Here is a 21,918-nt window from a genome sequence, read left to right on the forward strand (position 1 = left end):
CGTGCAATGCCGGGTAAATGCGCCTGCCATGTATCGGATGGATTTCGCGAAAACAGCGTTTTGGTTTCCGGATCGGGCGATCCGGAAACATTTGCATACAAATGAAATTGAATGCGTAAGGGCGCGGCCTATTCCCGGCCGCGCCTTGCCGCGTGACCTTCGCGTGAACGCCGGCGCGGTGTGGCGTCGCCGGCGACGCCATCCTCGCTGACCGTCTTGCGTGGCGGCAATTTCACCGCCGCCGACAATTTCGGGAACGGATCGACCTTGTTGGGCAGCGCCATGGCATAGACGAAATGCTCCTGGAATTTCGGCTCCAGCGCGGTCTCGATCTTCTCGATCTGGCTCACCGTCTCCTCGATCTCGCGGCGATAGCCGCGATTGAGCAGCGCCATGCGCGCACCGGCGCCGGCGGCGTTGCCGACGGCCGAGACCTTGTCGAGATCGCAATCGGGGATCAGCCCCAGCACCATGGCGTATTTCGGATCGATGAAGGAACCGAAGGCGCCGGCGAAGTGGATGCGGTCGACATGCTCGGTGTTCTGCTTTTCCATCAACAGCTTGGTGCCGGCATAAAGGGCCGCCTTGGCAAGCTGAATGGCGCGCACGTCGGTCTGGGTGATGGTGATCTTGGGCCCATCCTCCTTTGACGCAGAGCCTTCCTTCAGCACATAGGAGAAGGTGCGGCCATTGGCGACGACGCGCGGCGAGCGCGCGGAAAGCGAGCCGTCGACGACGCCGTCCTCGGAAATGATGCCGGCGAGATACATCTCCGCCACGATCTCGATGATCCCGGAGCCGCAGATGCCGGTGACGCCGGTCGCCTGCACACTGTCGAGGAAGCCCGGTTCGTCGGACCACAGTTCGGAGCCGATGACGCGGTATTTTGGCTCCAGCGTCTCCGGATCGATACGCACGCGCTCGATGGCGCCCGGGGCGGCGCGCTGGCCGCCGGAGATTTCGGCACCCTCGAAGGCGGGACCGGTCGGAGAAGAGGCGGCCACGACCCGCGCGCGGTTGCCGAGCACGATCTCGGCATTGGTGCCGACATCGACGATCAGCATCATCTCGTCCTGGCGGTGCGGACCTTCCGACAGTGTCACCGCCGCCGCGTCGGCGCCGACATGGCCGGCGATGCAAGGCAGCATGTAGAGCCGGGCGCCCTGGTTGAGCTTCAGGCCGATGTCGGAGGCCTTGATGCGCACCGCTCCGGAGACGGCGAGCGCGAAGGGCGCGCCGCCGAGTTCGGTCGGATCGATGCCGAGGAACAGATGGTGCATGATCGGATTGCCGACGAAGACGGAATCCAGGATGTCGTTGCGCTGGACGTTGCCTTCCGCGCAGACCTTGTCGACAAGGCTGGAGATCGCTTCGCGCACGGCGACCGTCATGCCTTCCCGGCCGTCCGGGTTCATCATCACGTAGGAGACACGGCTCATCAGATCCTCGCCGAAGCGGATCTGCGGGTTCGACGTGCCCGACGAAGCGGCGACACGGCCGGACAGCAACGACACCAGATGCATGGCGATGGTGGTCGAGCCGATATCGCAGGCAAGGCCATAGGCCTCGTTCTTGAGGCCCGGCCACAGTGCGATGACCCGCGCGATGTCGCTTTCGGCATCCTTGTGAATGGCCGCGGTCGCGGTCCAGTTGCCCTTGCGCAGGATACCCTGCACCTGCGGTAGCAAATAGAAATCGAATTCGAGGTTCTTGAAGCCCCAGTCCTTCATCAGCGCGATCTTGAGCCGATCGAGGTCGCCTGATGGATTGTGCATGTCGGGCTCTTCGATCTCGACATAGCACATGCGGATCGCCGTATCGCGGGCTATCACCCGGGTGTCGGCATCCTTGCGGATGGTCTGCGCATTGATGACCGTGTCCTGCGGCACGTCGATGACGAGGTCGCCGAGGATCTGCGCGGAGCAGGAGAGGCGGCGCCGTTCGGGCAGGCCGCGCACGCGCTCGTAGCGCTCTTCCTTGGGGCCCTTGGGCGAAATGTGGTCGTTGGACGAGACGATCTTGTGCTTGGCGAAATTGCCTTCCTGCACCTCGACCTGGCAGCGCCCGCACGTGGCGCGTCCGCCGCACACGCTTTCGACATAGACGCCAAGCTGGCGCGCGGCATCCAGAACCGGCGTGCCGACAGGAAACCGCCCGCGCTTGCCCGATGGCATGAACAGCACGAGCGGATCGGTGATGTTTGCAGGTGAATTCACGATTGCGCGCTTATCCCCGGCCCATCCGGGCCTCACGACCGCCACGGCGGCGGCCACCATTGCCGGCGCCGTCGCCCGGCGCATTGACCTGCGTCGGCGCCGCGACCGCATGGCCGCCTTCGGCCGGCTTGTAATCCTTGTAGGTGCGGATCCAGTTGGTGCAGTTCTCATCGGTGCCGTTGAGCACATTGGCGCCGCGCACGGCTTCCATTTCCTGCGGACGCACCGGGTTCATGATCGCCGAGGTCATGCCGGCGCCGATCACCATCGGGATGAAGGCGGCGTTGATGCCGTGGCGGTGCGGCAGGCCGAACGAGATGTTGGACAGGCCGCAGGTGGTGTTGACCTTGAGTTCCTCACGCAGGCGGCGCAGCAGCGCGAACACCTGGCGGCCGGCATCGCCCAGCGCGCCGATCGGCATGACCAGCGGGTCGACGACGACGTCATGCGCCGGAATGCCGAAATCGGCACAGCGCTGCACGATCTTCTTGGCGACGGCGAAACGCACGTCCGGATCCATCGAGATGCCGGTCTCGTCATTGGAGATGGCAACGACCGGCACGTTGTATTTCTTGATCAGCGGCAGGATGGCTTCGAGCTTTTCCTCTTCGCCGGTGACGGAGTTGACCAGCGGGCGGCCCTTGGCGACCTTGAGCGCCGCCTCGATCGCGGCGGTGACGGAGGAGTCGATCGACAGCGGCAGGTCGACGAGGCCCTGGACGATCTCCAGCGTCTGCACCAGCAGCGCCGGCTCGGTCGCGTTGGGGTCGACGGCGGTCACGCCTGCGTTGACGTCGAGCATGGTGGCGCCACAAGCGGCCTGTTCCAGCGCGTCCTTGATGACGGTCTCGAAGTTGCCGGCGATCATCTCGGCGGCGAGCTTCTTGCGGCCGGTCGGGTTGATGCGCTCGCCGATCACGCAGAAGGGCTGGTCGAAGCCGATGATGATTTCTCGTGTCGCCGAGGCGACGATGGTCCGGGTCATGAAATCTCTCCGTCGTGATATAAAGAGTTCTTTATATCGTTATCTCTTCTCGATCAAGTGAATGGTCGCTCTCCGCACGGATCAATGCGCGGTCTTCACCATGTCCACCTGGGTTTCGGTAATCTCGTCGTGCAGGATGTGGTCGAGCCGGTCGGCGACCATCTGGTCGTCGCGGCGAATCTCACGCTTCCATGGCTGGCGGCCCTTGAGTACGCCCGATTCATCGACGATCTCGGCGACGTATTCCTCCTGGCGGTAGGCCATCACATGGATGCCCGAGACGCCGGGGATTTCCTTCACCTCGTTGATGATGTCGGTGCAGAGCTGCTTGCCTTCCTTCTTCTGGTCCTGGGCGCCCTCCAGCCGCTTGATGATGGCGTCCGGGATATGGATGCCCGGCACGTTGGAGCGGATCCACTTGGCCGTCTTGGCCGAGGCGAGCGGGCCGACGCCGCACAGGATGAACACTTTCTCGGTGTGTCCGAGATCGCGCGCTTTCTGCATGAAGGTCCTGAACATCGGCACGTCGAAACAATACTGCGTCTGCACGAACTGCGCGCCGGCGGCGATCTTCTTGCCGAGATGGATCGGGCGGAAGTCGAAGGGCGGCGCAAACGGATTGACGGCGGCACCCAGGAACAGCTGCGGCGGCGTGGTGAGCTTGCGGCCGGACAGGAACTTGCCGTTGTCGCGCATGATGCGGCAGGTCTCGAGCAGCGACATGGAATCGAGGTCGAACACCGGCTTGGCGCCGGGCTGGTCGCCTGCCTGGACGCCGTCGCCGGTCAGGCACAGCATGTTGGCGACGCCCATGGCGGCACCGCCGAGCACGTCGCCCTGTATGGCGATGCGGTTCTTGTCGCGGCAGGCGATCTGCATGATCGGTGCGTAGCCCATGCGCGTCAGCAGCGCGCAGATGCCGACCGAAGACATGTGGCAGTTGGCGCCGGACGCGTCGACCGCGTTGATGGCGTCGACCCAGCCGTCGAAGATCTTCGCCCTGTTGTAGACGTCTTCCGGGTCGGCGCTGTCGGGCGGATTGAGCTCGGTGGTCACCGCGAATTCGCCGCGCCGCAGCACGCGCTCGAGCCGGCCACGCGAGGTGTGGCCGGGCAGGGGGTCGAGCGGCAGGTGAATGCCGGCCGGGTTCTCGTCACGCTGGCGACCGATCATGCGGCGGCTCCGGTCTTGGCATCTCCGGTTTTGGCATCCGCCGCGGCCTGACGGGCCGCCGCCGCCTGCGCGGTGACGCGCAGCCAAGCCGAGGTTTCGCGCAGCGACTGGTCGACCGGCTTCTGCACGGCCAGGATCTTGTCGGAGTTGACCATGTTTTGCGAGCCTTCCCAGGCCTTGACCCAGACGCAGGGCATATCAGGCTCGACCTCGCAATTGCCGTTGGCGCGCACGCCGCCGCAGGGGCCGTTGCGCAACTGCTTGGGGCAGTTCATCGGGCACGACATGCCGGTCGAGGACAATATACATTGGCCGCACATGCGGCAGTCGAACATGAAGCCTTTTACGCGCTTCTCGACGAACTTGATCGGGGCCTCGACGCGGCCGTAGCCGATGCCTTTCCACAAGGGATGCAGCAGCAGGAACATGTCGGCGAACCTGGAGTAGAACCATTCGAGCAATCGCGAGTGCCGGATCGACCACAGCCTGACGGCGAACGAGCGCTGCACGCGCCGCTGCGGCGACACGTCGGCCGGCTTGTAGTCGGATTTCGGCGCTGCCTTCTTATTGAGCGTGGCTTGGGTGACCGCCGCCCCTTCCTTGTTGACGGGAGTGGTCTCAGACATTTTCTTTGCCGCCCGCCTTTACCAGAGCGACCAGCCGCTCACGGTCATACTTCGCGTCGATATCGTTGAATGCCTTTTCGACCTCGGCTTCGAGGTCGTCGCCGACCGGAACCGGATCGGCCTTGCGCCATTCGGCCAGATAGTCGTCCGTGCCGCCGGCGCCGGTGCGCATGGCGCACATGTCGATCGCCTCGGTGAAGCGCAAAGGCAGCTCACGCTTGGCATTCTGCCGGCCCTTCTTGACGATGACCTGGGCAGGGATGTCGCGCCAGTAGACGACGATCAGATCGGCCATGAATTCTCACTCCTCGAACTATCGAGCATTGCCGCATGCGCAGTGGGCCCGCTTGTTATGGGACGACGCGCGCGCATTCAAAAGCGACGCATTTCGATGTCGTAAAATGAAAGGTGCGTTTATTCGTTTCCGGCACGGGCAGCGGCAGACCCAGCCCGACGGAAAAGCCGGCGTGCGGCACGTGGCTCCGGACGAAGAATACGCTACCAGATGCCGGTTCTGATGCCTGTCCAGACGTAGAACCAGATCGTCGGGTGGTACCATTGCCGGGACGGCAGGCCGGGGTCGAAGGTGGCGAGTTTTCCGGCGAGCACGTCGCTTACGGCCTCGACACAGATGTCGAGCGAGAATGCTGTCTGCCGGAGCGCATAGCTGGAAATGGTGTCGCCCCGCTTGGGCTGGCCGCGCACCTGTTTCAGCACCGCACCGGTGTCGACGCCGGGATCGACCAGATGCACGGTGGTGCCGAAATTCTGGTGATCGCCCGACGTCAGGGCCCAGTAGCCGCCATTCATGCCGCGGTATTTCGGCGTGATACCGGCGTGATAGTTGAGCACCGGGCAAGGCATCCTGGCCAACATGTCCTTCGACAACAGCCGGCAGCCGTTGAGCAGGACGACGCCAGGCTGGAGCTTCTGGATCGCCTCGAGGCACTCCGGCCCGTTTGCCGAGGCAACATGGATGATCTCCTGGTCCCGCCTTGGTTCGGTCTCGAGTTTCTCCTCGGCGATCAACCGTGCGGCATGGCTGACGAGGAACCGTTTGCCCAGCCTGCTCAGCACCATCGTGCCAAGCTGGCCGATGGCGGAGATCCAGCCTTGGCGACGAGCCCGGCCAATGAGCAATTGCTTTTTGGATTCAGGGGTTTCGAGGACGACGCTTACAGGGCCGACGCGGTCCGCGATCGCGTTGATCATGGCCCAGACATGCTGGCCTCCTCCCGTGACGACCACGATCGGACGCGGACTGGACTGGGATGCTGCCATGGATCTTGCCACCCTCCAAGCGACCCGTTCTCGACAATGGGCCGGATGCTAGGCGGGGCGGGTTAATTGTTGGTGTGTCCAAAGCTCGCTGGGCAAGACATGAAAGGACCTGATCAGCGCTTGAATTCGAGGATGTCGAGCTTCGATTCATAGTAGGGGGCGGGAAATTCGATGCGCCATTCGCTGGCGCCGGTGCGGAAGGCATAGCCGACCTGGTCGCTCTGCGGACCGCTGCCGTAAGGCTTTGCCGGATCCTCGTTGACGGTGAAGGAGCCGAGATAGATGGCACGCTTTTCGCCGTCGTCGAAGAAGCGGCCCTTGGTGCGCTGCGAACCGCTCACCTTTTCCAGCCGCCAGCCGGAGCCGTCATCGGTCACCTTGCACTTGAACCAGCCATAGATGACGAGCGCCGACGTTCCGCCCGCCTTGATGGTGCGGCACTGCCAGTTGCCGGTCAGGTCCTTGTCGGAAAAGGACACCAGGGGCTTCGCAACCAAGGCGTCGAGCTGCTTGACCTCGGCCGGGTTGCCGGCCTTCGCCTCGGCAAGTGCCGCCTTGCGCGTCTCGCCATATTTGTCGAGGCGGGCCTTGTCGGCAGGCGTGATCAACTTCTGCACCTCGCCGTCGGCAAGGGCGGGCAGGGTGCAGCAGAGCAGGCCGATGGCGGCGAAAAGGGGACGAAGCATCATCTGGAACTCCCTGGATAAAATGGCAATCGATAGAAATGGCAGTTAATGTCTGGAGCGGTGCCGCTGCCAGCCGATGCCTGACTTTACCGGGTCGCTCGCGCCTGTCATCCGTGCTTAACAGCGTCACCATCAAAAATCATGGTGTGACGCATGCGAATCTTGCTCACGGGATCGTCGGGTTGGCTGGGCGGCGCGCTTGCACCGCGGCTGCGAGGCCTTGGTCATAGGGTGATAGGTCTTGACCCGGTTCCATCTGTTGAAACGCAGATGATCGGCTCGATCGCCGACCGTGACCTTGTCCTGCGCACGGTCGGCGACAACCGCATCGAAGCCATCATCCACAGCGGCGCGCTGCACAAGCCCAACATGGAAAGCCGCGCCAACAGCGATTTCGTGGACACCAACGTACAGGGCACGCTGAACCTGCTCGATGCGGCGGTGGCGGCCGGTGTGGAGCGTTTCGTCTTCACGTCGACGACCTCGCTAATGATCTCGCAGGGGATACGCGACGGGTTCAGGGGCGGTGCGCGCAAGGCCGCCTGGCTGACGGAGGCGATGTCGCCCGAGCCACGCAACATCTATGGCGTCACCAAGCTTTCGGCCGAACATCTCTGCCGCCTCTATCACCTTCAGCATGGCCTGCCGGTGGTCGTGCTGCGCACCGCCCGTTTCTTTCCCGAGGCCGACGACATGGCGCATGCGATCGAACAGTCTGATGCCAACACCAAGGCGAATGAATTGCTGTTCCGGCGGCTGACCGTCGAAGACGCGGCCGAGGCTCATGTCGCTGCCTTGGAGAAGGCGCCGCAGCTTGGCTTCGATATATTCATCGTCTCGGCGCCGACCCCGTTTCAGCCCGGCGACTGCGACGCGCTGATCAGGGATGCGCCATCGGTCGTCGCGCGCTATTTCCCTGACTTTCCGGCGCTTTACGCGCGAAAGGGCTGGACGATGTTTTCCTCCATCGACCGGATCTACGATGCGTCGCGGGCGCGGGACAGGCTGGGTTTCGTCTGCAAGACGAGCTTCGCCGATGTGCTGGCGGCGCTGCGGGTGGAAGAGAGTCCGGCTTAAATTATCGCTGGCGCGGGGCGGCGCAAGCCGCGGCTTGTGCCATTCCGGCCGTCAGGTCGCCATAGCCCGTCGCGCGCCGCTCATAGGCGAGGCCAAGCAGGGCGGCGGCCTTTTCCGCAACCTTGTCGAGCTCCGAATCGTCGGTCTGGGCGAGATAGATCAGCTTCTCGTAATTGCCGAAATAGTCCTTGATCAGCTCCGGGTGCTTGTCGAGGCCGAGCGGCTTCATGAAGAAGGCGTCGAACTGGCGACACAGGAAATCCGTCATGTAGAAGGACATCATGTCGTCGTCGGCGACCTTCGCATAGGCGTCCATGCCTTGGTAGAAGGCGAAGCAATGCGGGCCGTCCATGCGCTCGACGCCGTGCTTCTCGCAGATCCGGTCGAGCAGGCCGCCAGTGCCGCAATCGGCATAGCCGACGAAGATGTGCTTGTGGCCCTCCGCCTTGGCCTTCTCGATCGCCTTGTCCATGGCGGGCGCGATGCGGTCGGGATAGAAATGAAACTCCGCCGGCAGACAGGTCAATTCGAGGTGATCGAGCCCGAGCTGTTCCTTGACGGCCAACACCTCGCGCGCAATCATCCCGCAGGCGATGACGAGCAGCCTGTCGTCTTGATTCGGTTTCGTTTTCAGTGTTTTGGCCATGGAACCAGCCGAGCCGGCCTTCGTTGCTGTGGGGTTAATTTTTATCTTTTGAGGGAGACACCATCCATGAAACTGCTACGCATCGCACCAATTGCCATTCTTGCCTGTGCGCTGGCCCTTACAGCTTGCGCGAACACTGTCCGCGGCGTCGGCAAGGACGTCAAGTCGACGGCCAGGGCGGTCAAGGACACCGTCAACTGATCGGCAGCCTCGCCCGTCATTTGGGAACAAAAAAGCCGCGCTGCAAGGCGCGGCTCTTTCCATCGGCCATGCCGGCCACTGTTCATGCCGGATTGGCCAATCAGGACGCAGCGCGCACATTGTGCTTGCGCTTCATGTAGTCCTTGGCGGTCTCGACCGCCACGGCGGCATCGCGGCAATAGGCGTCGGCACCTACGGCCTTGCCGAATTCCTCGTTGAGCGGCGCGCCGCCGACCAGCACGACATAGTCGTCGCGGATGCCCTTTTCCTTCATCGTGTCGATGACGACCTTCATGTAGGGCATGGTCGTGGTCAGCAATGCCGACATGCCGATGATGTCGGGCTGGTGCTGCTCGATGGCATCGAGATATTTCTCGACCGCATTGTTGATGCCGAGATCGATGACGTCGAAGCCGGCGCCCTCCATCATCATGCCGACCAGGTTCTTGCCGATGTCATGGATGTCACCCTTGACGGTGCCGATCACCATCTTGCCCTGCTTGGGCGCGCCGGTGGCGGCCAGCAGCGGACGCAGGATGAACATGCCGGCCTTCATGGCGTTGGCCGACAACAGCACTTCGGGAACGAACAGGATGCCGTCGCGAAAATCCTCGCCGACGATGCGCATGCCTTCGACCAGCGCCTCGGTCAGCACCTTGTAGGGCACCCAGCCGCGCTCGAGCAGGATCCGCGTGCCTTCCTCGATCTCTTCCTTCAGCCCGTCATAAAGATCGTCGTGCATCTGCTGCACCAACTCCTCGTCGGAAAGCTCGGAAAGGATGATCTCGTCGTCGGCCATTTTGATCCAACTCCTCACGGCATCGCGACTGCGTCGCAAGGCACAACAGATTTGCGTCCATACCTAACCCGCTAGGGGCGGGTATCCATAGCTGATTTGCGACTTCCCGCAAAAGGAAAGCGACTGGAAAATCTATTGGTTTTCTTGTCGATTTTGCGACAGGCGTTGGCGCGGACGGGCCGTTTCGAATAGGGTGCATGGCTACGATCCGGCGAAAGCCGCGCCATGCGGCCGCAACGGTTACGGACCGGTCCATATCGAGGCCCGGCCATATTCAGGGAAGAGCGATCATGAGCGAACACGCGGCAGTCGACCAGGAAGCGTCAAACGCGCGGCGTGGGCGAGGCGCCAGCGGTGGAGCGGCGGCCAGGCGCGCGGCGCGCTCCGGCGGCGGCCCCGGCACGCAGCTCACCTACATCAAGCGCAAGATCAACGTCTATGAGGTGCTCAACGAAGAGGGCCTGGCGCTGATCGAGAAGAACACCGACACGGTGCTGGAAGAGATCGGCATCATTTTTCGCGATGACGCCGAAGCGCTGCAGCTTTGGAAAGAGGCCGGCGCCGACGTCAAAGGCGAGCGCGTGCATTTCCCGAAAGGTCTCTGCCGTTCGCTGCTGAAGACCGCGCCCTCTGTCTACACCCAGCATGCCCGCAATTCCGAGCGCTCGGTGCAGATCGGCGGCAATGCCACGGTGTTCGCGCCGGTCTACGGCCCGCCCTTCGTGCGCGATCTCGATGGCGTCAGGCGTTATGCCACGATCGAGGATTTCCGGAATTTCGTGAAGCTCGCCTATATGGCGCCGTCGATCCACCATTCGGGCGGCACGGTGTGCGAGCCTGTCGACGTGCCGGTCAACAAGCGCCACCTCGACATGATCTACAGCCACATCAAATATTCCGACAAGCCGTTCATGGGCTCGGTGACCGCGCCGGAGCGCGCCGAGGATACGGTGGCCATGGCCAAGCTCGTGTTCGGCGACGATTTCGTCGAGAACAACACGGTTCTGACCAGCCTGATCAACGCCAATTCGCCGATGGTGTTCGACGAGACCATGCTGGGCGCGCTCAAGGTCTATTCGCGCCACAACCAGGCCTGCATCGTGACGCCGTTCATCCTGGCCGGCGCGATGAGCCCGGTGACGGTTGCCGGCACGCTGACGCAGGTCCTGGCAGAGGTGCTCGCCGGCGCATCGTTCACGCAGCTGATCCGGCCGGGCGCGCCGGTGCTGTTCGGCACATTCGCCTCGTCGATCTCCATGCAGTCGGGCGCGCCGACCTTCGGCACGCCGGAGCCGTCGCTGGTCTCCTACGGCGCGGCCCAGCTCGCACGCCGCCTCGGCCTGCCGTTCCGCACCGGCGGTTCGCTCTGCGCCTCGAAAATCCCCGACGCGCAGGCGGCCTATGAGAGCGCCAACACGCTGAACTCGACCATCCTGGCCGGCACCAATTTCGTGCTGCATTCGGCCGGCTGGCTCGAAGGCGGGCTGGCGTCCTGCTACGAAAAATTCATGATGGACATAGACCAGCTCGGCATGACGCAGAAATTCTCCGAGGGTGTCGACCTGTCGGAGAACGGCCAGGCGATGGACGCCATCCGCCAGGTCGGGCCGGGCAGCCACTATCTTGGCTGCGACCACACGCAGGCGAATTTCCAGACCGCCTTCTACCGCTCCAACATCGCCGACAACAATTCCTATGAGCAGTGGCTGGCCGAGGGTGAGAAGACCGCGCCGCAGCGCGCCAACGAACTCGCGCGCCGCTGGCTGGAAAGCTACGAGGCGCCGCATCTCGATCCGAGCATCGACGAGGCGCTGAAAGACTTCATCGCCAAGAAGAAGGGGTCGATGCCCGACGCCTTCACGTGAAAGGAGCCCGAGTCAGGCGGGGCTAAAGTCGCCAACATCATCCACAAGGAAGTCTGGCGGAGCGCGTTCTCCGATCCGGTCAAGAAGGGATGATGTTGTGCGCGGCATGATCGAGGAGATCACGGCCGCGCTTGGCGCCAATGGCCTCATCCTGCGTGGCGGCTTTGCGTTTGCGAACAGCGACGAGGCACCTGATGGCGTCTCGGGCGCGCCGGCAAAATCCGTCTTGCTGGTGGGGCAGGCGGGGGCGGATCCTTGGCCGCTTTTCCTGCGCTGGCGCGAGCAGCAGCCGCAGCAAATCGCCAATCCGCTCGACAACTGGTCGCGCCAGGTCATCGGCGCGGTGGCGGAGGCATTCGGCGCACGCGCGGTTTCGCCCTCGGACAAGCCTTATTTGCCATTCCAGCAATGGGCAATGCGGGCGGAGGGGCTGAAGCCGTCGCCGCTCGGCATCCTCATGCACCCGCAATACGGGCTTTGGCATGCCTATCGCGGCGCGCTGCTGTTCGAGGACGAGATCGCGCTTCCGGAGCATAATGAGGCGATCCATCTTTGCGATGGCTGTGTCGAGAAACCGTGCCTGAAATCCTGTCCGGTCGACGCCTATTCCACTGAAGGGTTCGCCTACCAGGCCTGCCTGGCGCATGTGCGGGGCGCGAATGGCGGGCCGTGCCGCGGCGGCGGGTGCCTGGACCGCAATGCCTGCCCCTATGGCACGTCCTATCGCTATCCTCCTGAAGTCCAGGCCTTCCACATGGCGAGCTTTGCACGCCTGTAGATCCAGGCGGCATGCCGCACGAAATCTTGAACGCGCCTTGCGCCTTGCCCATCCGCCCGGCGCCGATATGTATCGCTCGACACTGAGCGGAGCAGGCGATGACGAAGCAGGACCTTCAGATCAAAACCGGGGATGGCATTGCCAAGGCAGGGCTGTTCCGCCCGGCGGACGCTTCTCGGGCCAAGGCCGGCGTCGTGCTCTATATGGATGCGTTCGGGCCACGGCGGACGCTCGACGGCATGGCCGAGCGGCTGGCGAACGAAGGTTATGCGGTGCTGGTACCCGACCTGTTCTATCGCAAGTGCCCTACGGGCCCTTCGATGCCAAGACCGCTTTTGCCGTGGAGCATACCAAGACCGCACTGACGGCGCTGATCAGCGGCACGACGCAGGAGATGACGATCCGCGACAGCGGCGCCTTCCTTGATGCGCTCGCCATGGAGGGCGTCACCGGGCCGGTCGGGACAATCGGCTACTGCATGGGCGGCGCGCGAGCGCTGAACGCGGCCGCGAGCTACCCCGATCGCATCGCCGTGGCAGCGAGCTTCCATGGCGGCAATCTGGCCAGCGACGCCGCCGACAGCCCGCATCGCAAGGCGGCCTCGATCAAGGCTCGTGTCTATGTCGGCACGGCCGGTATCGACAGGAGTTTCCCGCCGGAACAGTCGGGGCGGCTGGAGGAGGCGCTCAGAGCAGCGGAAGTCGACCACACGATCGAGAACTATGTCGGCATGGCGCATGGCTGGTGCGTGCCGGACCACAGCGTCTTTGATGCTGCCGGCGCGGAGCGGCATTGGAAACGGCTGATTACCCTGCTTGCGGAAACGCTGGGCTAGGACCGCGGCCAAAAAAATCTTTGCATCACCCCAAGGATCAGCCATTAGCCTTCGTCCTACAGGCAAATGATGGCGATGATGCTGGATGAGAGCGAAGCCTCCGACGCCGAACTGATCGGGCGGGCGAAGGGCGGAGACAGGGGGGCTTTCGGCACATTGCTGGAGCGTCACTACGACTTCGTCTATCGTGCCGCCTATCGCTGGTGCGGCAAGAAGGCGGATGCCGAAGACATCGCCCAGGAAGTCTGCGTGCGGCTCGGCAAGGCGATCCGCGACTATCGCGGCGGCGGCGCCTTCACGACATGGCTCTATTCCGTGACGATGAACGCCGCGCGAGACATGATGCGCAAGACCGCGCGCGAGACGGTCAAGACCGAGGCCTACGGCGTTCATGCGCTGATTTCCGGCGAGGCCTTGGCCGAGAGCGAGGATCCCGCCGAGGTCCTGTGGGCAGCGGTGCGGCAGTTGCCGGACAAGCAGCGCGACGCGGTGCTGCTGGTCTATGGCGAGGGATTGAACCACGCGGCCGCCGCGGAGGCGATGGCGATCTCGGAGACGACGGTTTCCTGGCACATCCATGAAGCGAAGAAACGGCTGAAGACGCTGATGCGTTCGGCCGGGGAAGTGTGACCATGGTCGACGACAACGAACTCAGCAAACTGCGCGGCATCAGGGCGCCGGCGCCTGGCGAAAGCGCGAAGGCGCGTGCCTTCGAAGCCGCCATGCGTGCCTATGATCAGGAAAATATTTCCGCTGTCACCCAAGGATCGGTTGGCGGTCTTCGTCTCACAGAGCGAGCACAAAAGCTCTGGAGCGAGATCATGCAAAAGAAACTCATTGCCACGCCGGCCCTTGCCGGGCTCGTCGCCCTGCCGATCGCCGGATACGCCACCTTCCATCTCCTAAGGGAACAGCCGCCTGAATTCGGCGGCGACGAGAAGATCACCGAGACGCTGGCCGACAAGCCAGCGACCGTGAAGCCGCTGGCCAAGCAGGCGCCGGGAGATCAGGCGGTCAACGGGCCGCTCGCAACGAGCTTGCCGGAGAAAGACAAGAAGGCGGACGCGGATGTGGAAAGCCGCGATGCGACGGATGCCCTTGTGGCACCGGCCTCGCCGCCGAAATCCGAACCCACTGTTGCTGGAGGTTTGGCGCAGCAGAATGCGCAGGGACAGGTTGCGCCGGCTGAACCGGCACCGGCGGCGCCAACGGGCGAATTCGCATTGGATAGCACTAGCGCGCCCAGCACATCGCGGGTCGCACGCATGCCTGCCGCCGAGTCCAAGCTGATGGCGCCGCAACAGCCTGCCACCGCACCGGCCGATCAGATCGCGCCCCAGGAAGAAAACCGCGACCGCGTGCAGGATTTCAAGACCAATCCAGTGCATGCGGCACTGGCGGATCCGGTTTCGACCTTCTCGATCGATGTCGACACCGCATCCTATTCTTTCGTGCGCCGTTCGCTGAAGGAAGGCTTCGTGCCGCAGGCCGACACGGTGCGCGTCGAGGAGATGATCAACTACTTCCCCTATGACTGGAAGGGGCCGGACTCCGCGTCGACTCCGTTCAACTCGACTGTCAGCGTCATGCCGACGCCGTGGAACACGCACACCAAGCTGATGCACGTCGCCATCAAGGGCTTTGACGTCAAGCCGACCGAACAGCCGAAGGCCAATTTGGTGTTCCTGATCGACGTCTCGGGCTCGATGGACGAACCGGACAAGCTGCCGCTGCTCAAGTCCGCGTTCCGGCTGCTGGTCAGCAAGCTGAAGGCCGACGACACCATCTCGATCGTCACCTATGCGGGCGATGCCGGCACCGTGCTGATGCCGACGAAAATTGCCGAGAAGGACAAGATCCTCAATGCCATCGACAATTTGCAGCCGGGCGGCTCGACCGCAGGCGAGGCCGGCATCAAGGAAGCCTACAAGCTTGCCCAGCAGTCCTTCATCAAGGACGGCGTCAACCGCGTGATGCTTGCCACCGACGGCGACTTCAATGTCGGCCAGACCGATGATGACGATCTGAAGCGGTTGATCGAGCAGGAGCGCAAGACCGGGGTTTTCCTGTCGGTGTTCGGTTTTGGCCGCGGCAATCTGAACGATGAGATGATGCAGACCATCGCTCAGAACGGCAACGGCACGGCCGCCTACATCGATACGCTGGCCGAGGCCGAGAAGGTGCTGGTCGAGGATGCCTCCTCGACGCTGTTCACCATCGCCAAGGACGTGAAGATCCAGGTCGAGTTCAATCCAGACAAGGTCTCGGAATACCGGCTGATCGGCTACGAGACCCGGGCGCTGAACCGCGAGGATTTCAACAATGATCGCGTCGATGCCGGTGATATCGGGTCGGGCCACTCGGTCACCGCGATCTACGAGATCACGCCCAAGGGGAGCGGCGGCGAGCAGATCGATCCGCTGCGCTATGGCCATGCGGGGGTGAACAATGGCGGCGTCGCCAATGCGGGCGAGTATGCCTTCGTCAAGATCCGCTACAAGTTGCCGAACGAGGACGTCTCGAAGCTGATCACCACGCCGGTGACCTCGGCCAACGAGGTCGCGTCCTTCGACCAGGCCAGCACCGACCAGCGTTTCTCCGTCGCCGTCGCGGCCTTCGGCCAAAAACTGCGCGACGAGGATGCGACAGCGAAGTTCGGCTACGACAAGATCATGGAGATTGCCACCGCCGCCCGAGGAGCCGACCCGTTTGGGTACAGGTCCGAGTTCCTTTCGCTTGTGCGCCTTGCCTCGGCGCTGGGCGGTAACCGGTAGTGGCAATACGCCGGTTCCTCTCAGACGGGGGTCGTTCTGATACGGGGAACCGGCCTACGGGCGGGTGAGGCAGGCCGGCGAGGGATCCATTCCCTTGCCGGCCTTTTTTGAATTTTCCCGGATCGTTAAATTGCACTCGATTTCCGGTACCGGATCGCAACTCCCCTCACGTTACACCGGCCATGTCTACGGGGCTTGAGGGAGCCGGAATTGCAGATCAGGACTATCGCCAACTCGACACCGCCGGCACGGGACGCTTCGGCGGTTTCATTAGCCCCATCATCCGAATCCAGACGCATCAGCGACGATGTCGCGCAGGCGCGCAACACCGCCATGTCGGCGCTGACCAACGACCGCTTCCGCGTCATGCTGGAGCAGATCACCGACCCGGCTGCATCCGGCGCGCTGATGACGATGCACGGCGACAATGTGGTTGATTTCAAGTCGGCGCAGTCGAGCTACGCCGACAATAGCGAGTAACCGAACCCGACAAAGTCAGGCGCGACTGCGGCGACGCTCGCGACGGGCTTCGCTGGTCTCGGCGGTGTTTTCCGTCGCCACCTTGTTGCGCATCGGGCCGATGCGCTCGACAATTTTCTCAACCGTCGGACGATCCGCCTTGGTATGCGCATCGAGCGCCTTGCGCATTGCGGCAAGGTGCTGGAACGAGGTGCCGCAGCAGCCGCCGACGATTTTCGCGCCGGCATCGACGGCGAGACGGACATAGTCGGCCATCAGCTCCGGGGTGCCGGAATAGTGGATCTCGGCGCCACGAAATTCGGGAATGCCGCAATTGCCCTTGACGATCACCGTCGCCTCCGGCTTCGCGTCGGTCATGTCGAGCAGCGAGGCGAGGATATCGGAAGCGCCGACGCCGCAATTGGCGCCAACGCCGAGCGGCGATTGCGACAGGCCGTCGGTGACGCCGTGGATGTCTTTCGGCAGCAGGCCCATCATGGTGCGGCCGGCGGTGTCGAACGAGCCGGTGTAGGTATAGGGCAGTCCGACGCGGATCGCCGCTTCGGCGGCGGCGCGGATCTCGTCCGGGGCCGACATCGTTTCGATCCAGGCGACTTCGGCGCCGCCTTCCTTGAGACCCTCGATCTGCTCGGCGAAGGCGTCGACCGCTTCGTCATAGGTCATGGCGCCAAGCGGCATCAGCAATTCGCCGGTCGGGCCGACGGAGCCGGCGACGATCACCTTGCGGCCGGCCTTGTCGGCGACAGCACGGGCGATCTCGGCGGCGCGCTTGTTCAGCGCATGCACGCGGTCCTGCGCATGGTGCAGCTTCAGCCTGTGACGGGTGCCACCGAACGAGTTGGTGAGGATGATGTCGGCGCCGGCATCGACGAAGTTCTGGTGCAGGCTGGTGATGGTGTCGGGCGCCGTCTCGTTCAGCAGCTCCGGCGCCTCGCCGGCTTCCAGACCCATGGCGAACAAATTGGTGCCGGTGGCGCCATCGGCCAGCAGCACGCCTTTTTCAGCCAGCAGCGCATCGATCGGGTTGGTCGTCGTCATCGGATTGGCTTTCGTGTTTCGAATTCGAATAAGGATATAAAGAAGTCTTTATGTCTAGTCAATGAAATAGCGGTGAGATTGCTGGTGGCGATGGGCCCTCTCACGGCGTCGCGGCAATCAGACAATGCCAGACGGGAACGCCATGCCGGCCAGATTGCGCGCGAAACTTGCTGCCTCATGCGGGTTGACGTCGGCGGCTCGGATCAGATTGTCGAAATGCCGGGTCAGCGCCTGGACCGGCTGTGTGGCGTTCAGCACCACATACATGTCGCCGACATAGATGGCCGCGCGATAGGGGCCGAAGATGGTGAGCGGGATCGAATAGCGCATGCGGCCGTCATAGAGAAACAGGCGGAAGGTCGGGTAGAGATCGTCAAGCAGCGTCGCCATATGGGCGAGCTGCTGCCGGCGGTCGGCCTCCGGAAAGCGGTCCCAGACGCCGAGGCCACGCGCAAAGATCTCCAGCGTGTGGCGCGGCATGCAGACTTCCATGTCGGTTTCCGGGCGCCGGTTGTATTCGATGCGGTATTGGGTCTCGCTGGCCTGCGCCAGACGGCTCCTGTTGGTGATGTTGGCCTCATAGTCGACCAGCGCACGCGTGCGCAGGAGGTCGGGGATGCCGGCCGGCACGTAGCGGATCTTGGTGCCTGCAGCTTCAGCGAACCATTTGGCGAGCAGCGTTCGGTCGAAACCGTCGGGTGCCTCCTCGATCTCCAGGCTTTCGCGGATTTCACCGGTGACGCCTTCGTCCTGGCTTAAGCCCAGCAGCCAGTCGAGCGACACCTTGAATTCGGCGGCGATGTTGAGCAGCGTCTCGGCCCGCGGCAGGCGCGTCGAGGCGCCCGACATCAGCTGCGACAACGCCGAGCGATCAATGCCGACAGCGGTCGCGAAAGCCGACTGGTTCAGGTCGGAGCGTGTCAGGAGCAGCTTCAGACGCTCCCGAAAGATTGCTGACAGGTCCCGTTTGTCCATCGCTTCGTTCCCCGAATCATGAGGAAAAATTTGCGCTGAAGTGGCCGAACCGGCGTCTCAGGCGTAAATGAATCCGTAATGCTGTTTACAATGTATAACATGTGCGGTCAAAAATGCGCAATCGCAACATTTTGTACACTTTGTCTCGTTGAGTGGAATCACGTCTCCTGACACTATGCTGTCAGGAACCATTGGGGGTTCCGGCGACTGAGGGGCAGTGGTCGATAGCATGACAGGCAAGAGCATCAAGCGACGCAACGCACCGGCCATCGAATGGCCAACCGTGGTCCTCGCTTTCTTCTGTTACGGAACATGGCTCGCCATCGGTTTCCTGCTCTGGCCGTCTTATCCCATCCTGGCGCTCGCCATCCTTGGCTTCATCCTGGCATTGCAGTCGTCGATCATGCACGAAGTCCTGCATGGCCATCCGACGCGCAGCGCATCGATCAACGAGGCCTTCGTCTTCCTGCCGATCGGTCTGGTCTGGCCGTTCCGCCGCTTCAAGACGCTTCACTTGCGCCACCACGCCGATGAGCGGCTGACCGATCCGCTCGACGATCCGGAAAGCTACTATCAGGCGCTGTGGCATCATGACGACCTGCCGCCGACGATGAAGTTCCTGCTCAAGATCAACAACACGATGGTCGGCCGTTTCTTCCTCGGTCCGTGGCTGTCCTGCATCGGCTTCTTCATCGACGACGCCAAGCGTATGATTGCCGGCGACAAAGCGATCCGCAAAGCTTGGCTGCTGCATGCGGTCGGCCTCGCCATCGTGATGCCCATCGTGCAATTCGGCTTCGGTATTCCGCTGTGGCTCTACATCCTTGCGCCGGTCTGGCTCGGCCAGTCGCTGATCGCGATCCGCACTTTCGCCGAGCATCAATGGTCCGAGCACCCGGAAGGCCGCACGGTCATCATCGAGCGCTCGCCGCTGTCATTCCTGTTCCTCAACAACAATCTGCACTTCGTCCACCACAAGATCCCGACAGTGGCCTGGTACAGACTGCCTCAGCTGTTCCGCGAGCGTCGTGACGAATGGCTGCGGATGAACAATGGCTATGCCTACCCCAATTATTTCACGCTGATCAAAGCCTATGCCTTCAAGGCCAAGGAGCCGATCGTGCACCCGGTGCTGCGGCGCGCGCCGGAGCCGGGCAGGGCCTTCAAGCCACGTATCCGGGCGCGCAACATCAATGGGCTCGGCACCGCGCCGGTGCCCGCCGAGCCGCCCAAGGAATAATTCCGGGCATCCTGGAAACCCGTGTCGGCCAATTCTGATTGGGCGCCGTGTTTTTGCGATCCTTTCTCGATACACCATGATTGAGTGTCGGCATGAGTGAATTGGTTGCGGCCTTGCCGATGTATGACTGGCCGGAAGTGCGTGGCGAAGTCGACGCGCAGTGGGCAGGATTGCGCGATGTCTTCCGGCAGAGGGGCATCGACGCGCCGTCGACGATCGTTCGTCGCAATGGCGAGTTGCCGGCGGTACCAGGCGGCATCCGCGACGCCGAGGGAAAACTGATCGCGCCGGATCCGGCGACACTGCCACCTGACAAACTGGACTTTCACAAGCTTTGGCTGCATCCGGCGCTGCTCTTCGCGCAAACCTGCTGGGGTCCCATGGAGCTTGGCCTGTCCCGCCATGTGCAAGTGGTCGGCCAGCCAAGCTACGACGCCTATGAGGGCGGACAGGGCGAGCTCTATTCGAGCGCGCTGGTGATGCGGACAGGCGAAGGGCCGGAAGTGCGATCGCCGGCGGATGGCAGGGCCTTGCTGCCGCTCGATTTGATCCGTGGCAAGCGCTTCACCTTCAACAGTCTCGATTCCATGTCGGGCATCATCGCGCCGACGCGTGATCTGGAAGCAGCTGGCGAAAGCCTCGATATCTTTTCCTCGCGCAATGAAAGCGGCGGCCATCGCGGCTCGATCGTCACTGTGGCCGAGGGCAGGGCGGATATAGCAGCGATCGACTGCGAAAGCTGGGCGCTGGCGCAGCGTTTCGAGCCGGCGGCGCGCAAGGTCGTGATCGTCGGCTGGACGGCACGGCGCAAGGGCCTGCCCTTTATCACCGCCAGGACAACACCGGAAAAAACGATCAAAGCAATGCGTGAGGCCCTTGTAGGGTTAGCCGAGCAGCCTCGCATCCAACGGGTAGGTTGAGAGCTGCTCGTTCCCGGTCTCGGTGATCAGGATCTGCTCCTCGATCTTGACGCCCTCGCGGCCGCCGAGCCTGCCGATATAGCTTTCGACACAGAGCACCATGCCTGGTTCCAGAACGCCATCCGGCGTGTCCGGAGTCCAGTCGCTGGCATGCGGCAAGGTCGGGTATTCGTCGGCAAGGCCGACGCCGTGATAGAGCACGCCATAGCGGGTCGGGAAGCAGTCTCCCGGCGGCACCGCCGAGCGGTCGACAAGGTTTCGGAACGAGATGCCAGGACGCATCAATTCGGTGTTGTGCTGGATCTGATCGGCAGCGATACGGAAGAGGTCGCGCTGTTCGTTCGAAGGTTCTACGTCGCCGCACAGCCAGGTGCGCGACAGGTCGGCGCAGAAGCCGTAGGGCCCGATCAGGTCGGTATCGAAGGCGACGAGGTCGCCCGCCTCGATCTTGCGCGAGGAGCATTCCTGGAACCAGGGATTGGTGCGCGGGCCTGAAGCCAGCAGCCGTGTCTCGATCCATTCGCCGCCGCGCGCAATGTTGCCGCGATGCAGTTCCGCCCACAGTTCGTTCTCGGAGATGCCTGATATCAGCGCCTGTTCCATCTCGCCCATCGCGGCCTCGCAGGCGACTATGGCGCGGCGCATGGCGAGGATTTCGTCAGGCGATTTGATCTGCCGCGCGTTTTCCATCACCGCTTCGCCATTGCCGATCGAAATACCGAGGCGGGCGAGTTCCTCGGTGCCTTCCGGATTGATGTGGTCGACGGCGATGCGGCTGTTGCCGCCGCCATGTTCCCTGACCAGGTCGGCGATGCCGGCGGCCCAGCGTCGGACCTTTTGTTCGGTCAGCTCGCCGCCGTAAAGATAGATCCACGACACCGCCGGCCGCACCTCGTCGACGACGCCGGAATGGTCGGACAGATGCTCGCAGGAAAAATAGTCGAACAGCACCACAGGACCTTCGGTGGCAACGAAACAATGCCGCGTCGGGTTGTGCGCGACCCATAGCTGCATGTTGGTCGAGTCGGTCGCATAGCGGATGTTGACCGGATCGTAGAGCAGGGCGCCGGCATAGCCACGGCGCTTCAACTCGGCGCGGATGCGTTCCAGCCGGTATTGGCGCATCGCCGGCAGGTCTGGCGCGGCAATGCCTGCCGCTGCCCATTCAGCCTCTGCCTGGGCGCCATAGCCCAGCAGATGCTGGTTGAGTGAAGCCGCCTTCTGGCGGGAGCCGTCGCGCAGGGCATCGATCGAGCCCGGCTCGAAGGGCATGATCTTGCGATGGCGGCCGAAGCCGCCTTTTGGCCCCGCGCTGTCCATGGT

General features: G+C 63.1%; 21 protein-coding genes and 1 pseudogene. 10 read left to right on the top strand and 12 right to left on the bottom strand.

Features of this window, described 5'->3' with window-relative positions; all coding sequences use genetic code 11:
- Nucleotides 1-128: 128 nt before the first annotated feature.
- The 7 genes from AC0NIH_RS17565 to AC0NIH_RS17595 form a co-directional block, all read right to left on the bottom strand.
- Entirely contained in the window at nucleotides 129-2,276 is a 2,148-nt protein-coding gene (locus AC0NIH_RS17565; protein ID WP_473461754.1) for an ASKHA domain-containing protein, read from the bottom strand.
- Nucleotides 2,227-3,201 (bottom strand): methyltetrahydrofolate cobalamin methyltransferase, encoded by a 975-nt coding sequence (locus AC0NIH_RS17570; RefSeq protein ID WP_023780425.1) that lies wholly within the window; start codon nucleotides 3,199-3,201, stop codon nucleotides 2,227-2,229. The genes AC0NIH_RS17565 and AC0NIH_RS17570 overlap by 50 nt, the downstream gene beginning before the upstream one ends.
- Before the next feature lie 81 nt (nucleotides 3,202-3,282).
- Complete coding sequence (locus tag AC0NIH_RS17575; protein ID WP_013894976.1) at nucleotides 3,283-4,374, bottom strand: methylenetetrahydrofolate reductase; 1,092 nt, start codon at nucleotides 4,372-4,374, stop codon at nucleotides 3,283-3,285.
- Nucleotides 4,371-5,000 (bottom strand): methylenetetrahydrofolate reductase C-terminal domain-containing protein, encoded by a 630-nt coding sequence (locus AC0NIH_RS17580; RefSeq protein ID WP_473461752.1) that lies wholly within the window; start codon nucleotides 4,998-5,000, stop codon nucleotides 4,371-4,373. The genes AC0NIH_RS17575 and AC0NIH_RS17580 overlap by 4 nt, the downstream gene beginning before the upstream one ends.
- A complete protein-coding gene (locus tag AC0NIH_RS17585) occupies nucleotides 4,993-5,295 on the bottom strand; it encodes a virulence factor (RefSeq protein WP_023763393.1) in 303 nt (100 codons plus the stop codon). The genes AC0NIH_RS17580 and AC0NIH_RS17585 overlap by 8 nt, the downstream gene beginning before the upstream one ends.
- A 203-nt stretch (nucleotides 5,296-5,498) precedes the next feature.
- A complete protein-coding gene (locus tag AC0NIH_RS17590; protein WP_473461749.1) occupies nucleotides 5,499-6,281 on the bottom strand; it encodes a formyl transferase in 783 nt (260 codons plus the stop codon).
- 113 nt (nucleotides 6,282-6,394) lie between these two features.
- Entirely contained in the window at nucleotides 6,395-6,970 is a 576-nt protein-coding gene (locus AC0NIH_RS17595; RefSeq protein ID WP_224689923.1) for a DUF4893 domain-containing protein, read from the bottom strand.
- 150 nt (nucleotides 6,971-7,120) lie between these two features.
- On the opposite strand from AC0NIH_RS17595, the gene AC0NIH_RS17600 reads away from it, so the two are divergent.
- Nucleotides 7,121-8,044, top strand: coding sequence for an NAD-dependent epimerase/dehydratase family protein (locus AC0NIH_RS17600; protein ID WP_473461746.1), 924 nt, complete (start codon nucleotides 7,121-7,123; stop codon nucleotides 8,042-8,044).
- Nucleotide 8,045: 1 nt separating this feature from the next.
- Here AC0NIH_RS17600 and AC0NIH_RS17605 read toward each other — a convergent pair whose 3' ends face one another.
- Nucleotides 8,046-8,690, bottom strand: a complete 645-nt coding sequence (locus AC0NIH_RS17605; RefSeq protein WP_473461743.1) for a DUF1638 domain-containing protein — start codon at nucleotides 8,688-8,690, stop codon at nucleotides 8,046-8,048.
- 66 nt (nucleotides 8,691-8,756) lie between these two features.
- Between AC0NIH_RS17605 and AC0NIH_RS17610 the strand changes: the two genes are divergently transcribed.
- Nucleotides 8,757-8,891 carry an entericidin A/B family lipoprotein gene (locus tag AC0NIH_RS17610; RefSeq protein ID WP_013894983.1) on the top strand — a complete coding sequence of 45 codons (135 nt, stop codon included), beginning with the start codon at nucleotides 8,757-8,759 and terminating at the stop codon, nucleotides 8,889-8,891.
- Nucleotides 8,892-8,991: 100 nt separating this feature from the next.
- Here AC0NIH_RS17610 and AC0NIH_RS17615 read toward each other — a convergent pair whose 3' ends face one another.
- Nucleotides 8,992-9,690 carry a corrinoid protein gene (locus tag AC0NIH_RS17615; protein WP_013894984.1) on the bottom strand — a complete coding sequence of 233 codons (699 nt, stop codon included), beginning with the start codon at nucleotides 9,688-9,690 and terminating at the stop codon, nucleotides 8,992-8,994.
- A 290-nt stretch (nucleotides 9,691-9,980) separates the two neighbouring features.
- Here AC0NIH_RS17615 and AC0NIH_RS17620 point away from each other — a divergent pair, with 290 nt between their 5' ends.
- From AC0NIH_RS17620 to AC0NIH_RS17645, 6 genes and pseudogenes are all read left to right on the top strand, one after another.
- Entirely contained in the window at nucleotides 9,981-11,555 is a 1,575-nt protein-coding gene (locus AC0NIH_RS17620; RefSeq protein WP_013894985.1) for a trimethylamine methyltransferase family protein, read from the top strand.
- Between the two features lie 97 nt (nucleotides 11,556-11,652).
- Nucleotides 11,653-12,333 (top strand): hypothetical protein, encoded by a 681-nt coding sequence (locus AC0NIH_RS17625; protein WP_473467316.1) that lies wholly within the window; start codon nucleotides 11,653-11,655, stop codon nucleotides 12,331-12,333.
- A gap of 98 nt (nucleotides 12,334-12,431) precedes the next feature.
- Nucleotides 12,432-13,168 (top strand): annotated as a pseudogene (locus tag AC0NIH_RS17630) (dienelactone hydrolase family protein).
- Between the two features lie 69 nt (nucleotides 13,169-13,237).
- On the top strand, nucleotides 13,238-13,798 hold the full coding sequence (locus AC0NIH_RS17635; protein ID WP_473467314.1) for an RNA polymerase sigma factor: 561 nt from the start codon (nucleotides 13,238-13,240) through the stop codon (nucleotides 13,796-13,798).
- Between the two features lie 2 nt (nucleotides 13,799-13,800).
- Nucleotides 13,801-15,942 (top strand): vWA domain-containing protein, encoded by a 2,142-nt coding sequence (locus tag AC0NIH_RS17640; protein ID WP_473467312.1) that lies wholly within the window; start codon nucleotides 13,801-13,803, stop codon nucleotides 15,940-15,942.
- Between the two features lie 210 nt (nucleotides 15,943-16,152).
- A complete protein-coding gene (locus AC0NIH_RS17645; protein WP_473467310.1) occupies nucleotides 16,153-16,422 on the top strand; it encodes a hypothetical protein in 270 nt (89 codons plus the stop codon).
- Nucleotides 16,423-16,437: 15 nt separating this feature from the next.
- Here AC0NIH_RS17645 and bmt read toward each other — a convergent pair whose 3' ends face one another.
- The gene (gene bmt, locus AC0NIH_RS17650; RefSeq protein WP_023763404.1) at nucleotides 16,438-17,460 is read right to left on the bottom strand and encodes a betaine--homocysteine S-methyltransferase; all 1,023 of its coding nucleotides are present in this window, start codon (nucleotides 17,458-17,460) and stop codon (nucleotides 16,438-16,440) included.
- A gap of 117 nt (nucleotides 17,461-17,577) precedes the next feature.
- The gene (locus tag AC0NIH_RS17655) at nucleotides 17,578-18,435 is read right to left on the bottom strand and encodes a helix-turn-helix domain-containing protein (RefSeq protein WP_473467308.1); all 858 of its coding nucleotides are present in this window, start codon (nucleotides 18,433-18,435) and stop codon (nucleotides 17,578-17,580) included.
- 229 nt (nucleotides 18,436-18,664) lie between these two features.
- On the opposite strand from AC0NIH_RS17655, the gene AC0NIH_RS17660 reads away from it, so the two are divergent.
- Together AC0NIH_RS17660 and AC0NIH_RS17665 are read left to right on the top strand one after the other, a co-directional pair.
- Nucleotides 18,665-19,675: a fatty acid desaturase gene (locus AC0NIH_RS17660; RefSeq protein WP_473467306.1), complete on the top strand. Its 1,011-nt coding sequence runs from the start codon at nucleotides 18,665-18,667 to the stop codon at nucleotides 19,673-19,675.
- A 92-nt stretch (nucleotides 19,676-19,767) separates the two neighbouring features.
- Nucleotides 19,768-20,595 carry a phosphate/phosphite/phosphonate ABC transporter substrate-binding protein gene (locus tag AC0NIH_RS17665; RefSeq protein WP_023763407.1) on the top strand — a complete coding sequence of 276 codons (828 nt, stop codon included), beginning with the start codon at nucleotides 19,768-19,770 and terminating at the stop codon, nucleotides 20,593-20,595.
- On the opposite strand, the gene AC0NIH_RS17670 is transcribed toward AC0NIH_RS17665, so the two are convergent.
- Nucleotides 20,560-21,915: a M24 family metallopeptidase gene (locus AC0NIH_RS17670; RefSeq protein ID WP_224689913.1), complete on the bottom strand. Its 1,356-nt coding sequence runs from the start codon at nucleotides 21,913-21,915 to the stop codon at nucleotides 20,560-20,562. The genes AC0NIH_RS17665 and AC0NIH_RS17670 overlap by 36 nt on opposite strands.
- Between the last annotated feature and the right edge of the window lie 3 nt (nucleotides 21,916-21,918).

Source organism: Mesorhizobium sp. WSM1386 (assembly GCF_055901595.1).

Bases quoted from the DNA above. Each gene is read 5' to 3' on its own strand.
- AC0NIH_RS17565 (WP_473461754.1), bottom strand. From the start codon at position 2,276: ATGGTGGCCGCCGCCGTGGCGGTCGTGAGGCCCGGATGGGCCGGGGAT.
- AC0NIH_RS17570 (WP_023780425.1), bottom strand. From the start codon at position 3,201: ATGACCCGGACCATCGTCGCCTCGGCGACACGAGAAATCATCATCGGC.
- AC0NIH_RS17575 (WP_013894976.1), bottom strand. From the start codon at position 4,374: ATGATCGGTCGCCAGCGTGACGAGAACCCGGCCGGCATTCACCTGCCG.
- AC0NIH_RS17580 (WP_473461752.1), bottom strand. From the start codon at position 5,000: ATGTCTGAGACCACTCCCGTCAACAAGGAAGGGGCGGCGGTCACCCAA.
- AC0NIH_RS17585 (WP_023763393.1), bottom strand. From the start codon at position 5,295: ATGGCCGATCTGATCGTCGTCTACTGGCGCGACATCCCTGCCCAGGTC.
- AC0NIH_RS17590 (WP_473461749.1), bottom strand. From the start codon at position 6,281: ATGGCAGCATCCCAGTCCAGTCCGCGTCCGATCGTGGTCGTCACGGGA.
- AC0NIH_RS17595 (WP_224689923.1), bottom strand. From the start codon at position 6,970: ATGATGCTTCGTCCCCTTTTCGCCGCCATCGGCCTGCTCTGCTGCACC.
- AC0NIH_RS17600 (WP_473461746.1), top strand. From the start codon at position 7,121: ATGCGAATCTTGCTCACGGGATCGTCGGGTTGGCTGGGCGGCGCGCTT.
- AC0NIH_RS17605 (WP_473461743.1), bottom strand. From the start codon at position 8,690: ATGGCCAAAACACTGAAAACGAAACCGAATCAAGACGACAGGCTGCTC.
- AC0NIH_RS17610 (WP_013894983.1), top strand. From the start codon at position 8,757: ATGAAACTGCTACGCATCGCACCAATTGCCATTCTTGCCTGTGCGCTG.
- AC0NIH_RS17615 (WP_013894984.1), bottom strand. From the start codon at position 9,690: ATGGCCGACGACGAGATCATCCTTTCCGAGCTTTCCGACGAGGAGTTG.
- AC0NIH_RS17620 (WP_013894985.1), top strand. From the start codon at position 9,981: ATGAGCGAACACGCGGCAGTCGACCAGGAAGCGTCAAACGCGCGGCGT.
- AC0NIH_RS17635 (WP_473467314.1), top strand. From the start codon at position 13,238: ATGGCGATGATGCTGGATGAGAGCGAAGCCTCCGACGCCGAACTGATC.
- AC0NIH_RS17640 (WP_473467312.1), top strand. From the start codon at position 13,801: ATGGTCGACGACAACGAACTCAGCAAACTGCGCGGCATCAGGGCGCCG.
- bmt (WP_023763404.1), bottom strand. From the start codon at position 17,460: ATGACGACGACCAACCCGATCGATGCGCTGCTGGCTGAAAAAGGCGTG.
- AC0NIH_RS17655 (WP_473467308.1), bottom strand. From the start codon at position 18,435: ATGGACAAACGGGACCTGTCAGCAATCTTTCGGGAGCGTCTGAAGCTG.
- AC0NIH_RS17660 (WP_473467306.1), top strand. From the start codon at position 18,665: ATGACAGGCAAGAGCATCAAGCGACGCAACGCACCGGCCATCGAATGG.
- AC0NIH_RS17665 (WP_023763407.1), top strand. From the start codon at position 19,768: ATGAGTGAATTGGTTGCGGCCTTGCCGATGTATGACTGGCCGGAAGTG.
- AC0NIH_RS17670 (WP_224689913.1), bottom strand. From the start codon at position 21,915: ATGGACAGCGCGGGGCCAAAAGGCGGCTTCGGCCGCCATCGCAAGATC.